A 13992-nucleotide genomic window follows, 5' to 3' on the forward strand; every position below is an offset into this window, starting at 1 on the left:
AGCGCGGCCTCCGCGGCGAGGAGCACCCCGCCCGGGGTCGTGCGACCGCCTCCCACCACGAGCACCCGGCCCCGGCTCTCCTTGCCGCCGCCCGGCGCGGGAAGAGCCCAGCCCCGCAGACGGTGGGAGGTCAGGACGATCTCCTTCTCCGACGGACCGCCGTTCACCGGCCGTCCTCGTCCGCCGCGGATCCCTCGCGGGTCGTCGGTGCCGCGGCCCGCTCCACGGCCGTGGTGTCGGCGTACCGCTCGAGTTCCAGCGCCGCGCCGCCGTGCCGGTACGTGGTGACCGAGCAGTTGGGTAGGGGGTCCGCCCGGTCCACGTGGAGGATGTCCTGCTCGGCCATCTGCTCCAGCGCCACCCGGAACCCCATGATCACCGCCTGGTGGCTGAAGACGCACAACCGTTCACCGGCGTACTGCTGGCGCAGGTCGGTGAGCAGGTAACGCACGCGGAGGACCACGTCCGTCCAGCTCTCACCGCCCGGGGGCCGGTAGTAGAACTTCCCGATCCGGTCGCGCCGCTCCGCCTCCTCCGGGAAGCGGTCACGGATACCGTGTCCGGTGAATCCGTCCAGGATCCCGAGGTCACGCTCGCGCAGCCGCTCGTCGGTGAGGAGAGTGGCGTCCAGGCGGGCGGCCTCCAGCGCGGCGGCGGCGGTGTCCGCCGCGCGCCGGTACGGGGAGGTCAACCACACCGTGGGTCGGTGCTCCTCCGGCAGGTCGGCGAGCCACGCGCCGACCGCCGACGCCTGCGTGAACCCGGTATCCGACAGGGGTGTGTCGGCGTCCCGGTAGTCCAGGTCGAGGCGGTGCGCCCCGGCGGCCCGGGCCTCGTCGTCGGCGATGTTCCCCACGCTCTGCCCGTGGCGGACGAGCAGGAGTCGGGACAGTTCGGTCATATCCGCAACCTACCCATCCGCATCCCGCCCGTCCCCGGACTCACGGCGTGAGGACGATCTTCACGGCCCCGTCCTGCTTCTTCTGGAAGATCTCGTAAGCGTGGGGGGCGTCCGACAGTGGGAGCCGGTGCGTGGCGAAGTCGTCCACGCCCAGCGGGTCGGCATCGGTGAGCAGCGGCATGATGTCCGGCACCCAGCGCTTGACGTTGGCCTGCCCCATCTTGAGCGTGAGCTGCTTGTCGAACATCGTCAGCATCGGCAACGGGTCGGCGACACCGCCGTACACGCCGGACAGCGAGATGGTCCCACCGCGGCGCACGATGTCGATGGCGGAGTAGAACGCGGCGAGCCTGTCGACTCCCGAGTGCTCCATCATCTTCTTGCCCAGGAACTTCGGGAGCATCCCCACGGCCGCGTGGGCCGCCGTGGCGACGGGGGACCCGTGTGCCTCCATCCCCACCGCGTCGATCACGGAGTCCGGCCCGCGGCCGTCGGTCATGTCGCGGATCACGTCGCCCAGCTCACCGGGGAGCTCGGAGGGGTCGAGTACCTCGACACCCCGGTGCGCCTGCCGGGCCCGGCGCTCCGCGACCGGGTCCACTCCGATGACGCGGTGTCCGCGGTGGGCGGCGATCCGGGCGGCCATGTCGCCGATCGGTCCCAACCCCAGGACGACGACCGTCCCGCCGTCGGGGATCTGCGCGTACTCGACCGCCTGCCAGGCCGTCGGCAGCACGTCGGACAGGTACAGGTACCGGTCGTCGGTGTGCTCGTGCGGCACCTGGATGGTGGTGTTCTGGGCCTGCGGGACCCTCAGGTACGCGGCCTGACCGCCCGAGACGCTGCCGTACAGCTCGGAGTACCCGAACAGTGCCGCGCCCATACCCTGGTCACGGACCTGGGTGGTCTCGCACTGAGTATTGAGGCCCTTGTCACACATGTAGCAGTGGCCGCACGAGATCTGGAACGGCATCACCACGCGGTCGCCGGGTTTCAGGTCGGAGAGACCGGACCCCACCTCCTCGACGATCCCCATCGGCTCGTGGCCGAGGATGTCGCCCTCGTTCATGAACGGCCCGAGCACCTCGTACAGGTGTAGGTCGGATCCGCAGATGTTCGTGCTGGTGATCCTGACGATCGCGTCGGTGGGATCCTCGATCCTGGGATCGGGTACCTCGTCCACGCGGACGTCGCGCTTGCCGTGCCAGGTGACCGCCTTCATGGCAGGCTCCTCTCGCTGGTCGTGTCATGCGCGCTCACGCATATCACCGACGCTACGAGGCCGCGGGAGTCGACGCATCCGGTCGCCCGAGGAGGTAGACCTGAGTGGTGACCGATCTCCGCCAACCCCGCGTGGTGATCATCGGCGCGGGGGTCGCGGGGATAGCCGCCGCGCACACGTTCATGCGGGCCGGGCTGACCGACGTGACGATCTGCGAGAAGGGCACCGACGTCGGTGGGGTGTGGCACTGGAACCGTTATCCGGGTCTGACCTGCGACGTTCCCTCCCAGCTCTACCAGTTCGGGTTCGCCCCCAAGGCCGACTGGTCACACGTCTGGGCATCGGGGGAGGAGATCCAGCGGTACCACCGGGACGTGGTGGACCGGGTCGGTCTGAACGCCTGGCTGCGGCTCGGGACCGAGGTGACGGACGCCGTGTACGACGACGAGTCCGCCACCTGGACGGTGACGACGGCAGCGGGGGAGGTGCTGCACGCGGACTTCGTGGTGTGCGCGACCGGGGTGCTGCACCACCCGTACGTGCCCGATATCGACGGGCTCGACTCGTTCGCCGGACCGGTCGTCCACACCGCCCGCTGGGATCCCGGGCTGGAGACCGGCGGGTCCCGGGTGGCGGTGATCGGCTCCGGTTCCACGGGAGTGCAGATCGTGTCCGCCCTGCAGCCGGAGGCGTCACGGCTTCTGCACTTCGCCCGATCCCCGCAGTGGATCCTGTGGGCGCCGATGACTGTGCGGCAGCCCGCACCGCTCACCGCCCTGCTCCGTCGGTCACCCGGATCGCAGCGGAGGATGTACGCGACGGCCCTGTGGGCCTCGGGGATCCTGGCGGACGTGGTCCTCAAGCCGACCTGGCGGCGTCGCGCGGTGCAGGCCTACGCCCGCGTGAGTCTCCGTCGGCAGGTCCGCGATCGTCGGCTCCGGGAGGCGTTGACCCCGGACTACGAACCACTGTGCAAGCGCCAGGTGGTCTCGGGTACCTACTACCGCGCAATCACCGCCCCCAACGCGGAGTTGGTCACGGGTCCGATCTCCGAGGTGACGCCCACCGGCATCCGTACCGGCGACGGTGTCCACCACGAGGTCGACGTGATCGTGCTGGCCACGGGTTTCCGAACCCACGAGTACATGCGGCCCATGCGGATCACCGGCCGCGACGGCCTGAGTCTCGATGAGGCCTGGGCCGCAGGTCCGCGCGCATACCGGATGACCGCGATCCCGGGATTCCCCAATCTCTTCACCGTCCTCGGCCCCAACTCGCCGACCGGATCGATCCCACTGCAGTTCTCGGCAGAGCTCACCTCGCGTTACATCGCGCAGTGGATCGAGCGATGGCGGCTCGGCGAGCTCGACGCGGTCGAGGTGACCGAGCGGGCGACCGCCGAGTTCTCCCGCGCGGTGGGTGCGGCGATGGGACCGACGGTGTGGAACACCGGGTGCACGTCCTGGTACCAGACCGCCGGCGGTGAGATCGATCTCTGGCCCTTCGACCGGAAGCGGATGGGGGAGATGCTCGACCACCCCGACGAGCAGGACTTCACGACGGTCCTGCTCGGCTCCTGAGAATGCGGTGCGCTGCCGGTCGCGAGGTGGATAAAGTGACTGTCATTCTCCGGACGTAGGCCGACTCGTCGGCAGTGTCGATGGTGGTGACTATGAGCAATCCGTCAGGTGGCTCCGGTTGGGACGGTTCCAGCTGGGACGGTCACCGAGGCAACGACGGGGGGTGGGGGCAGGAGGCTTACGGAACGGGTCCACAGGCTCGCTCTCGCAACGGCCTCATGTGGGTGATGGGTGGGCTCATCGTGGTGCTGCTCGTCGTCCTCGCCGGCGCGGCCGGCTACCTCGTCGCCTCGGACGGCGGCGAACCGGGTGCGGTGCCAGAGCCGACGACGACCTCCGTGGAACCGGCTACGGGGTCCCCCGTCCCTGAGACGATGCCAGCTGCAACCGCTTCTCCATCAGCACGGACCTCCGACTGCGACCCGGACGAGATCGCGAGGGAGGCGGGTATCGCCCGTCGGAACGTCAACGTGGACCGGTGCGCGGGGGCGTGGGCACTGGCGCACGTCTTCGTACAGCAGGGCGAACCCGCCGGGGATACGCAGTACATAGTGAGCCGTGTCGATGGGAGCTGGAACCGATACACCGGGATCCCGTCCACAACGTGCCGTCAGGAGGCGGAGGCCGACGGCATGCCCGCCGAGATCGCCGCGGTCCTGGACGACTGCCGGTCCTCGGCCGCACCGACCGGCGATCTGGGACTGAATGTCCCGATGTCCCGCCCCGCGTGCGATGGCCGGGGGATCGTGGTCCTGTACTCCGCCGTCACCCCGGGTGAGTACGCGCAGGAGATCGCTGCAGCACTGGCGCGGAACCCGGGTGCGTCCTACTTACGCACCGACATGGCGTGCCCATCGCTGCGCGCGAGGGATGAGAACGGCAACGTCATCTATGCCGTCTACCGTGCTTCCGGGTACTCCCGGCAGGAGCTGTGCGCAGACGTGCGAGCGATGGGGCCACCCGCCTACGGTCGCTGGCTGGACTCCACCAGCGACCCGTCGACGCTGGTCACCTGCTGAACAGGCCGGCGGCTCACCGCAGGATGAGTGGGATGTGCTGCTCTGCCGCGGTATTGGCCCCGTGATGACCGAGGAGGCCCGACTCCATCTTCTCGTGGTGGGTGCGGGCGAGGATGACGCCGCCGGTGGCGACCGCGATGACGTGACCCAGACGGTCCGCATGTTCCCGGCCCGGCCCGAACAACTGCTCGTCCAGCACCTGTTCCCGGCTCAGCACCCGCGCGTGCCCCGCCAACTCCTCGCGCCAGGCGGCCAACACCGCCGACTCCGACCCGGCCCGTGCGTGCACGTGCCGTACCCGGGCCTCGCCGGCGACCGCCTCGACGTCCGCGAGGAGCGACGGGGTGGCATCGATATCGATCACGGTCTCCGCGGCCACCATGCCGTGGTCGGCGGTGACGAGCATCCCGCAGTAGGGGGGCAGATCCGTCGCCAGGTCGGCGACGAAGGCGTCCACCTCGCGCAACGACTGGATCCACTCCGGGGAGCCCGGACCGTGGATGTGCCCGATGAGATCGAGGTCTCCGAAGTAGGAATAGACGAACCGTCTGGACGTCGAGGGAGCGGCGACGACACCGAGTATCGCCTCGCGGATCTCCTGCAGTGAGATCGCCGGGCGGTACTCGCCCTCCGCCCGGAACGCGGCGCGGGTGAGTCCGGATGCCCGGAAGTCCTCGCGCATGACGTAGGTGACGTCGACCCCCTCCTCGGTGAGCAGTTCGAGCAGACTCGGCAGCACCTGCACCTCACGGGGAGGGAACCGGTCCAGTGCGGAGGGCCCCTCCGCCGACCCCGTGGTCCACCGGAGCGAGTTGAAGACGGTAGGTGTCTCTGCACCCTCGTCCGGGAGCGCGAAGCTGTACCCGACGATCCCGTGGCGGGAACACGGCGCTCCCACCGCCAGGCTGGTCAGACTCGTGGCCGTGGTGGCGGGGAACCCCGCGGAGATCATCCGCGTGGTCATCGCCGAGAGGGTGGGGGCGACCTCGGCGTGCTGCCGGATGAGCTCGGCGCCGAGGCCGTCGACCAGGACGAGCACCGTATCCCGCGTGGGCGGGAGAGCCAGTGGGTTGCGGAGGTCGAGGCCCAGCGAGGCGGCGATCGACGGCATGACGTCTGCCAGCGAATGGTCGGCGGGGGTGGTCGGGATCCCGGTCATGGCTCCACTCTCCCTGATCGCGCCCGCGAACGGTGCGGACCGGCGCCGGGCGGGCGGACGGCATCAGGGCGGAGGTTGTGACGCGACGACGTGGTGGTCGTGACGTGTCGACGGGGTGGTCGTGACGTAACACCGCCCCGCTCGTGACGTATATGTGATGGACTCAAGAATCCTTAACTCATCGTGGGGCTCGCGCCCCCGTCATGCTCGGAGATCACTGTGACCAGATCCATCGCCTGCGCCGGTGCGCTGGCCGCCGCACTTCTCGTCTTCTCGACCGGCGCCGCCGCAGCCCAGAGCGCAGACGGCCTGTCGTCGGGCGCCCTCGACTCGTCGTCGCTCACCGGGTCCGCCGGAACGGGCACCGATGCGGACACCGGCGGCGGCCTCGGCTCCGCCGGCGACCTGCTTCCGGCCTCCGTCACCGGTTCGCTGCCCGGTTACACCTCCGGTCCGGTCGGTTCCGTCGCCAGCGCCGTCTGTGGCGTCGGCACCGTGGCCGGCACGGCGGCCAACCTGGCGGGCATCCCGCTGCCGCCCATCGGGGTCGTGTGCATGGTCGTCAAGCCCGTCGCGGAGTCCGTCGACTTCCTGATGCGCGGGGACGTCCCGGGGTCGGTCGACGCCGTCATCGGCGGGGTGCCCGTGGTGGGCGACTCGCTGGCCGGAGCCGTCAACACGGACTCGGCGACCGACGCCGTGGAGGGCTCGCTGGGCGAGGAGCGGCTCGGCTCGATCACCGGGTCCTCGGTGTCGCCCGAGGGTTCGCCGGAGACCGCTCCGGTGAACTGAGCCGGATCAGCGTTGCCCGCGCCCGAAGGCGTGCGGCTCGACCGGTCGCTGCGCGCTGGGGAGCCCGGCCACCACGAGTCGGTAGGACTCCGTGACCAACTCCTCGACCACGTCGGGGCCGAGGCTCCCCCCGGGGTGCAGTGAGATCCAGTGCCTCTTGTCCATGTGGTAGCCGGGGGTGATGTCGGCGTGCGCGTCACGGAGGGCGAGGCCGTCCGAGGGTGATGCCTTGATCACCACGAGGGGCTCGTCGTCGACAACGGTGTGGATCATGAACACCTTGCCGCGGACCTTGTAGACGTCGACGTCCGGCCCGAACGGGAACTCCAGGGTCGACGCCGGTAGTTCGCGTGCCCGCATCGCCGCACATTTCTGGAGTTCCCGCCCGTTCATCCCAGTGACGCTACGACACGCTGCGGGCTCCGTCATCGAGAAGAGCGTTCCGCACACCTGCTTCTCGGCCGACGTGTTCGGAACGCTCTTCGCGACTCGTGCGCTTTTCGCGTCTCGTGCGACCTTCGTGACCCGTGCGCTCGTCGCGATTCGTGCGACCCGCGCGACCCGCGGGGTCGGTCGGGCTCGATGCGAGGGGATTGGCGAGGGTGCCCGCGAACTGCAGCGATCCCGCCTGATCGGTCAGATCCACCATCTGCCGGGTGTCGCGCAACTGCAGGCGGTTGAGGCACGAGTGCTTGAACCGCGGCGCGAACAGCGCCTGCCAGGTCGCCTCGTCGACCTCAGTCCGGTCGACGTCGCCGTCGCCGTCGCCGTCGCCGCCCAGCGCCAGCAGGCACCGGCGGGTCTCGTCCCAGAACTCCGATGCCGTCAGGACCCCGGACTCGTCGAGGATCGCGGCGAGGTGACGCAGTACCCCGTCCATCACGTCGGTGTGGATGCTCAACGCGGCCGTCTCGGCGTCCACGAGGTGCCGGATCCGCTCGATCCCCTCGGGCAGCGGTCGGTCGGTCACCACGGCCACCTCCTCGCCGATGTCCTTGAACAGCACCCGGCGCGGCAGGTGGTCCGGGCCGATCACCACGATCACGTTCTCACCGTGGGGCATGAACACCAACCCGTGCGCGAGCAGACAGCGGGCCACCGGCAGAACGTAGGCCTCGAGCAGCGCGCGGAGCCACGTGCGGGCGTCCGCCCCTGACCGCTCCAGGTGTTCGACGACGAGGGGGCACCCGTGGAGGTCGACGTGCAGTAGTGAGGCCAGCGTGAAGGCCCGCTCGCCCTCCGCCAGTCGCGGCACCGGGCTCTCACGCCACAGGGCGGCGATCATCTTGGTGTGCGGCCCCTCGTCCGAGACGCCGGACTCCGCTGCGCGGTGGTAGGCGTCGCCTGTGTACCCCACGGCGGCGACCTCGCGCAGGACTCCGAAGTCGAGTGCCCGGAGCACGGGATCCCCGGCCACCAGACCGGCCACCCAGTCGTTGACCGCCGGGGTGTCACGCATGTACCGAGGAGACAGTCCGCGGGTGAAGCCCATGTTCTGCACCGCCAGTGCCGTCTTGACGTACCCGCGCTCGGGACGGGTCACGTCGAAGAACGTGCGTACGGACTGCTGCGGGCGGTACTCACTGCGGGACTCGCCCAGGTGGACGAGGTCGCGGCGGGCCAGGTCGGGGCCGAACGCCACGGCGATCTTGTGCTCCCACTGCCACGGGTGGACGGGAATGAGGCGGTACCCGTCCGGATCGAGGCCCAGCTCCCGAAGTCGTGTGTCGCACCGGTCGAGGTCGTCACCGTCGAACTCCCGACGGTAGTGCTCGTTCTCCTCCAGTCCGGTCACGGTGGCGAGGTGGCTGAGTTCACGGCGGGCGGCGAGCCACACCAGACGTACCGTCGCGGGAGCCTCCGGGGTGTAGCGGTGTCGGTCGGTCAGCCCCAGTCCGATGCGCCCGTTGTTGGCCACGAAGCCCGGGTGCCCCTCGGTCATCGCGGCCTCGACCTCCTGCAGGTCGGCACCGGCCAGTTCCTGCACGGGGCGGGCGCGGTGGTGCAGACAGAACGCGGCGGACCCGAGGGTCGCGGCGATCTCCTCCAGATAGACGCCGACGAGTGACGCGGGGATACCGAGCACCGGGGCCAGCGCGGTGATGAGGGCCGGGGCGTCGGGTTCGACCGGCTCGCCGGCGACCTCCCGGCGCAGCGAACCCTCGTCCACCACCCAGTGCTCCAGGGGCAGCACCCGCCCGCGGAACAGCCACCTCTCCTCAGCCGCGCGCACCTCGTACACGTCCGGGTCCGCGGTGGGCTGAGGCGAGACGAGTCGCTCGTGGGAGAACTCGGCCAGGGCCTTGGCGCACAGGTGACGGTGGGCCCGCCGCATCGCGTGGCCGGCGAGGTGCGCGTGGGGCACGGCACCGGCCGACGGGGGTGACGACGACACGGCCCGTGTGGTCCGCCCGATCTCGGAGGCCCGGAAGTCCCCGACGTCGCAGAAGGAGAGCAGGGCGGTCTTGTCGGCGAGTTCCACCGCCCCGCCCTCCCGGAAGCCGGCTCGGGCGTTGAGGCGGTGCACGGCGGTGTTGCGGATGTCCGGCTCCACCACCACGCGTCGGGCGCCCTGCGGACCGAAGGCGGTCTCGCAGATCGCGCCGATCACGGCGGCCGTGGTGCCCGGCACGGGCGTCCGCGAGGGGGCGACCAGCAGGTGCATACCCAGGTCCCCGGGTTCGTGCGGGTACGAGCCGTCGAGCTCGACCGCGGCCGGGTCGTAGTACACCGCCAACCCCACTCGCAGTCCGTCGATACGCACCATGTGGACCTGCCGGTGTGGGCTGCTCTGCCAGTCGCGGAAGAACGCCGAGATCTGTTCGGGCGCCATGTGCCGCATGCCCCAGTACGCCGACCCGGGGTGCGAGAGCCAGGCGTGGAGGGTCCCGACGGTATCGGCGTCCGTGGAGAGGGAAGAGAGCGAGACGAGCCCGGCGGGGGTACTGACGGTGTGATGGTTCATCGGGCCTCCTGGGCCTGCTGGTCGGCGGGGGAGTGGCGCACGGCGGACGTCCCGGCTCGGGTCGGATCGGTCTCCCGGGTGGGGCAGGACTCGCCGGCCGGGGCGCCGAACCGCTGGAACGCGATGCGTGATTCGACGGGGTAGACCTCGCGACCGGTGACGGACCGCAGGATGATGCTGTTGCGCATCGCCCCCATCCCCAGGTCCGGGGCGCTGAGCCCGTGGGTGTGCTCCTCGGCGTTCTGGACATGGACACGCCGATGGGCCAGGTCGATGGTGTGGTCGCGGGCCACGCGGTAGCGACGGGGCCTGCCCTCGCCGGCCCGCCCGGGTCCGGGGTCCTCCCAGTCGATCTCCGAGGCGATCCCGTCGAGGAACCGCGGAGCGGTGGCGGAGTAACCGGTGGCCATCACCAGACCGTCCGTGTGGTGTTGCCAGGCCCGGCCGGTGTCGTTGCAGTGCAGGTCCAGGCGGATCCCCGACTCGTCGACGGTGGCCCCGTCCAGGGCGGTCGCGGCCACCAGCAACCCGGTGTCCAGTCCGTGGGCGGACCGGCGGTAGAGAAGATCGTGGATCTCGTTGATCAACTCGGCGTCGATGCCCTTGTAGAGGGACCGTTGCTCGCGCAGCAACCGGTCCCGGGTGCCGGCGTCGAGACCGTGGAAGTGGTCGATGTACTCCGGGGAGGTCATCTCCAGGGTGAGCCTGGTGCACTCCATGGGGAAGAACCGGGGGGACCGGGTGATCCAGTCCACGCGGGGGCCGGAGTGCCCGGACGTCGCCACCAGGTCGTGGAAGATCTCGGCGGCCGACTGGCCGCTGCCCACGACGGTCACCGAGTCCAACCCGAGCAGCTCCTCGCGCCGGTGCAGGTAGTCGGCAGCGTGCAGCGCGACCCGTCGGCCCGCGTGTGGGGAGGCGCCGTCGAGCGAGTCCGTGTCGACAGGCGACCACGGGGTGGTGCCGATCCCCAGTGCGAGGTGCCGGGCGCGGTAGGTCTCCGTGCCGTCGGAGGTGATCGCGGTGACCCGGTAGACGGGCCCGTCCTCGTCGTCGTCGGTCCCTCCGTTCCCCCCGTCCGGCCCGCCCCCGGCGCCCTGTGCCGCCTCGCGCCGGACGTCCACCACCTGCCGTCCCCACCGGAGTCCACCCACCCGCTCGGAGGCCCAGCGACAGTACGCGTCGTACTCCGCGCGCAGGGGCTGGAAGTTCTCGCGGATGTAGAACGGATACAACCGGCCCACCTGTTTGAGATAGGACAGGAACGAGTACGGAGAGGTGGGGTCGGCCAGCGTGACCAGATCGGCGAGGAACGGCACCTGGATGGTCGCGTCGTCGAACATGAGTCCGTGGTGCCACGCGAAGCCCTCGCGGGAGTCGAGGAATACGGCGTCGATCTCCAGCGGGTCGGCGAGGCACGCCAGCCCGAGGTTGAACGGACCGATGCCCACCCCCAGCAGGTCGTGGATCTTCCCGCTCATGACATCACCCCCGCGGTGGTGGCCTGGCGCATCCCCTCGGCCAGGTACCGGGCGGCCTCGCGGACGTCGGCGAGCACGGCCGCCACGTCCCGGTCGGACAGCTCCGGGTCCAGGATCGTGAGTTTGAGGCACGGTCTGCCGTCCACCACCGTCGCCGCGACCACCGACCGTCCCTCGGCGAACAGCGCGTCCCTGACGGGACGGACCAGGGCGTCGGACTCGTCGGGGTCACACCCCTCGGGCCGGGGGCGGAAGAGGACGGTCGACAGTGCCGGCCTGCGAACCAGCTCGAGGTCGGGCTCGGAGTCGATGGTCCGACCGATCCGCCGGGCCACGTCGATCGCGTCGTCGAGCATGCGGCCGATCCCGTCGGCGCCGAGTACGCGCAGCGTCATCCAGAGCTTCAACGCGTCGAAGCGGCGGGTGGTCTGCAGGGACTTGTCCACGGCGTGATCGTCACCGTCCGCGGGGTTGAGGTAGTCGGCGCTGACGGTGGAGTGGCGGAAACCGGAGCCGTCCCGCAGGAGAAGAGCGGATGCGGCCACCGGCAGGAAGAAGGTCTTGTGGAAGTCGACGGTCACCGAGTCGGCCAGCCCGATCCCGTCGAGGAGATCGCGGCGGGTGGGGGAGACCAGCAACCCGCCGCCGTAGGCGGCGTCCACGTGCAACCAGACGTCGTGACGGCGACAGACCAGTCCGATCTCACGCAACGGGTCGATCGCGCCGTGGTCGGTGGTACCGGCCAGGGCGACGACGGCCGCGACCTCGTCACCGGCGTCCGCCACGGATGCCAGGGCGCGGTCGAGGGTGGCGGGGTCCATGCGGTCGCCGTCCCCGGGGAGGACGATCACCGCGTCCGGCGCCAGGCCGAGCAGACGCGCGGCCTTGACCACGCTGAGATGGGCGTGCTCGCCGGTGACGATCCGCAGTCGGGACAGACGGGCGCAACGGTCCGCGGGCGTGGTCCCCCAGGGGCCGGGGCGGGAGAGTCGATCCTCGCGAGCGGTGAACAACCCCTGGAGGTTGGACTGCGATCCGCCGGTGGTGAAGACGCCGTCCGGCGTGACCCGGTCCGGCCGGTCGAACTCGATCAGGTCGGCGACCCAGTCGACGAGTCTCTGCTCGATCAGGCACGCCGAGGTGCCCTGGTCCCACGTCTCCACCGCGGTGTTGACGGAGGTGGCGAGCGTCTCGGCGGCCAGCGCGGGGATCGTGACCGGACAGTTGAGGTGCGAGAGGTAGCGGGGGTGGTGGTACCCCACGGCGTGGTCGAGGTAGAGCGCACGCACCTCCACCAGGGCCTTGTCGAGCGTCCCCAGCGGGGTCGACAGATCCACCGCCGCGGTCTGTGACGCGAGATGCGCGGGAGAGGCGGACGAGCGCGGGGTGGTACGACCGTCGAGGTATCGACCGACCTCGGCGGTCGCCGCGGCCAGGGCGGCGGCGTGGTCCTTCCTGCTCCGGTGGCTCAACAGGTGTTCGTTCACGGGTGCTCCGAACTGATCGGGGACGTAGGTACCGGCGAACGTTATGAGGGTAGGCTTGCCTTATCAACACTAGGGTGACATGAGTCACGTTGTGCCCCAGGCGAAGTGGGAATGTGGGAGTACGGTCTTGCGTTTCGGCGCATCGTCGCTCTACTGTTGCCCCGATAAGGTAAGCCAAGCCTAAGCGGCTTTTATCCCATCGGAGACCCCATGAGTCCACTCACCGTCCGATCCCGTGTCCGTGCGGTCGACGCCCCCGATCGCGCACGGGTCGTGCTGCTCCTGGCCGCGCTCCTCGCGACACTGGCGGTGTTGGCCGGGTGCACGACGGGCTCAGTGGGTGGATCGCAGGACCCGGCCACGGCGACCGACGTCGAGCGCGACGGGGAGTTCCCCCGCACCATCACCCACGCGTACGGGCAGACGGAGATCACCGAACCGCCCCAGCGGGTGGCCACGATCTCCTGGGTCAACGCGGATGTCTCGCTGGCGCTGGGAGTGGTTCCGGTGGGCATGCCGCGGAACTCGTTCGGCGGCAACGCCGGTGGATCCACCGACTGGTTCGACGCCGAACTGGAGTCGGTGGGCGGCGAGATGCCGGAGTTGTACTCGGAGACGGACGGCATCAACACCGAGGCCATCGCCGCGCTCCAGCCCGACGTCATCCTGGGTGCCTACTCCGGGATGACCGCCGAGGAGTACGAGACCCTGTCCAAGATCGCCCCCACCATCGCGATGCCCGAGGGTGACGTGGCCTTCGGTACGCCCTGGCAGGACTCGACCCGCCTCATCGGCGAGGCGCTCGGCCGCTCGGAGCGGGCGGAGGAGCTCATCGACGAGGTGGAGGACCGGATCGCCCAGGTCGCCGACGATCACCCGGGCGTCCGGGGGACGACCTTCATCTACGGCACGGTGGATCCCGACGCGGCCGAGAAGATCTACGCGTTCACCGACGTGGACAACCGACCGCGATTCCTCGAGCAGCTGGGGATGGTGCAGGCCCCCGTCGTCTCCGAGGCCTCGACCGGCGCCGCCGACCAGTTCGCCGTCACCTGGTCACCCGAGCGGGCCGACGAGCTCGTCTCGGACATCCTGGTCACCTACGCGGCGTCGCCCGACGTGCGCGCCGCGATCGAGGCGGATCCGCTGCTGGGTCGCATCCCCGCGGTCGAGGCGGGCCGGATGGTGGTGCAGACCGACGAGCAGCAGGTGCTGTCCATCTCGGCGGCGTCGCCGCTCAGCCTGCCCTGGGCGCTCGACAACGTGGTCCCGGACATCATCGCCGCCGCGGAGCAGAACTGACCGATGCAGGTGACCGCGACGAGCCGGAGCGACCCCGCACCCGCGGGGCCGCCGGCGGCCCCGGTGCGGACCTCCGCACCGGGG

11 protein-coding genes are annotated in these 13992 nt (G+C 70.3%); 4 read left to right on the forward strand and 7 right to left on the reverse strand.

All coding sequences use genetic code 11. The features are described 5' to 3' along the window. Positions 1 to 163 precede the first annotated feature (163 nt). Positions 164 to 901 (reverse strand): histidine phosphatase family protein, encoded by a 738-nt coding sequence (locus G6028_RS03455; protein WP_179525098.1) that lies wholly within the window; start codon positions 899 to 901, stop codon positions 164 to 166. A 40-nt stretch (positions 902 to 941) separates the two neighbouring features. Continuing rightward, positions 942 to 2123 carry a zinc-dependent alcohol dehydrogenase gene (locus G6028_RS03460; RefSeq protein WP_182658049.1) on the reverse strand — a complete coding sequence of 394 codons (1182 nt, stop codon included), beginning with the start codon at positions 2121 to 2123 and terminating at the stop codon, positions 942 to 944. 104 nt (positions 2124 to 2227) lie between these two features. Between G6028_RS03460 and G6028_RS03465 the strand changes: the two genes are divergently transcribed. Next, positions 2228 to 3703: a flavin-containing monooxygenase gene (locus tag G6028_RS03465; RefSeq protein ID WP_182658050.1), complete on the forward strand. Its 1476-nt coding sequence runs from the start codon at positions 2228 to 2230 to the stop codon at positions 3701 to 3703. 227 nt (positions 3704 to 3930) lie between these two features. Then, positions 3931 to 4722, forward strand: coding sequence for a serine/threonine protein kinase (locus G6028_RS17565; RefSeq protein WP_241730507.1), 792 nt, complete (start codon positions 3931 to 3933; stop codon positions 4720 to 4722). Between the two features lie 13 nt (positions 4723 to 4735). Here G6028_RS17565 and G6028_RS03475 read toward each other — a convergent pair whose 3' ends face one another. Beyond that, positions 4736 to 5881: an alkaline phosphatase family protein gene (locus tag G6028_RS03475; RefSeq protein ID WP_182658051.1), complete on the reverse strand. Its 1146-nt coding sequence runs from the start codon at positions 5879 to 5881 to the stop codon at positions 4736 to 4738. Positions 5882 to 6100: 219 nt separating this feature from the next. Here G6028_RS03475 and G6028_RS03480 point away from each other — a divergent pair, with 219 nt between their 5' ends. Continuing rightward, a complete protein-coding gene (locus tag G6028_RS03480) occupies positions 6101 to 6673 on the forward strand; it encodes a hypothetical protein (RefSeq protein WP_179525102.1) in 573 nt (190 codons plus the stop codon). A 6-nt stretch (positions 6674 to 6679) separates the two neighbouring features. Here G6028_RS03480 and G6028_RS03485 read toward each other — a convergent pair whose 3' ends face one another. From G6028_RS03485 to G6028_RS03500, 4 genes are read right to left on the reverse strand one after another with little or no spacing between them, the layout of a single operon-like run. Beyond that, the gene (locus tag G6028_RS03485; RefSeq protein ID WP_179525103.1) at positions 6680 to 7066 is read right to left on the reverse strand and encodes an MmcQ/YjbR family DNA-binding protein; all 387 of its coding nucleotides are present in this window, start codon (positions 7064 to 7066) and stop codon (positions 6680 to 6682) included. A 10-nt stretch (positions 7067 to 7076) separates the two neighbouring features. After that, positions 7077 to 9638, reverse strand: coding sequence for a GNAT family N-acetyltransferase (locus tag G6028_RS03490; protein WP_182658052.1), 2562 nt, complete (start codon positions 9636 to 9638; stop codon positions 7077 to 7079). Beyond that, positions 9635 to 11119: a lysine N(6)-hydroxylase/L-ornithine N(5)-oxygenase family protein gene (locus tag G6028_RS03495; protein WP_182658053.1), complete on the reverse strand. Its 1485-nt coding sequence runs from the start codon at positions 11117 to 11119 to the stop codon at positions 9635 to 9637. Before G6028_RS03495 ends, G6028_RS03490 begins: the two co-directional genes overlap by 4 nt. Further along, positions 11116 to 12606, reverse strand: coding sequence for a pyridoxal-dependent decarboxylase (locus G6028_RS03500; RefSeq protein WP_182658054.1), 1491 nt, complete (start codon positions 12604 to 12606; stop codon positions 11116 to 11118). Before G6028_RS03500 ends, G6028_RS03495 begins: the two co-directional genes overlap by 4 nt. Positions 12607 to 12816: 210 nt before the next feature. Between G6028_RS03500 and G6028_RS03505 the strand changes: the two genes are divergently transcribed. Continuing rightward, a complete protein-coding gene (locus G6028_RS03505) occupies positions 12817 to 13908 on the forward strand; it encodes an iron-siderophore ABC transporter substrate-binding protein (protein WP_179525108.1) in 1092 nt (363 codons plus the stop codon). Positions 13909 to 13992: the final 84 nt, after the last annotated feature.

The sequence above is a fragment of the Dietzia cercidiphylli genome (genome assembly GCF_014145145.1).
In the GTDB taxonomy this organism is placed as follows: domain Bacteria; phylum Actinomycetota; class Actinomycetes; order Mycobacteriales; family Mycobacteriaceae; genus Dietzia; species Dietzia natronolimnaea.

Bases quoted from the DNA above. Each gene is read 5' to 3' on its own strand.
- G6028_RS17565 (WP_241730507.1), top strand. From the start codon at position 3,931: ATGGGTGGGCTCATCGTGGTGCTGCTCGTCGTCCTCGCCGGCGCGGCC.
- G6028_RS03460 (WP_182658049.1), bottom strand. From the start codon at position 2,123: ATGAAGGCGGTCACCTGGCACGGCAAGCGCGACGTCCGCGTGGACGAG.
- G6028_RS03485 (WP_179525103.1), bottom strand. From the start codon at position 7,066: ATGAACGGGCGGGAACTCCAGAAATGTGCGGCGATGCGGGCACGCGAA.
- G6028_RS03505 (WP_179525108.1), top strand. From the start codon at position 12,817: ATGAGTCCACTCACCGTCCGATCCCGTGTCCGTGCGGTCGACGCCCCC.
- G6028_RS03455 (WP_179525098.1), bottom strand. From the start codon at position 901: ATGACCGAACTGTCCCGACTCCTGCTCGTCCGCCACGGGCAGAGCGTG.
- G6028_RS03475 (WP_182658051.1), bottom strand. From the start codon at position 5,881: ATGACCGGGATCCCGACCACCCCCGCCGACCATTCGCTGGCAGACGTC.
- G6028_RS03490 (WP_182658052.1), bottom strand. From the start codon at position 9,638: ATGAACCATCACACCGTCAGTACCCCCGCCGGGCTCGTCTCGCTCTCT.
- G6028_RS03495 (WP_182658053.1), bottom strand. From the start codon at position 11,119: ATGAGCGGGAAGATCCACGACCTGCTGGGGGTGGGCATCGGTCCGTTC.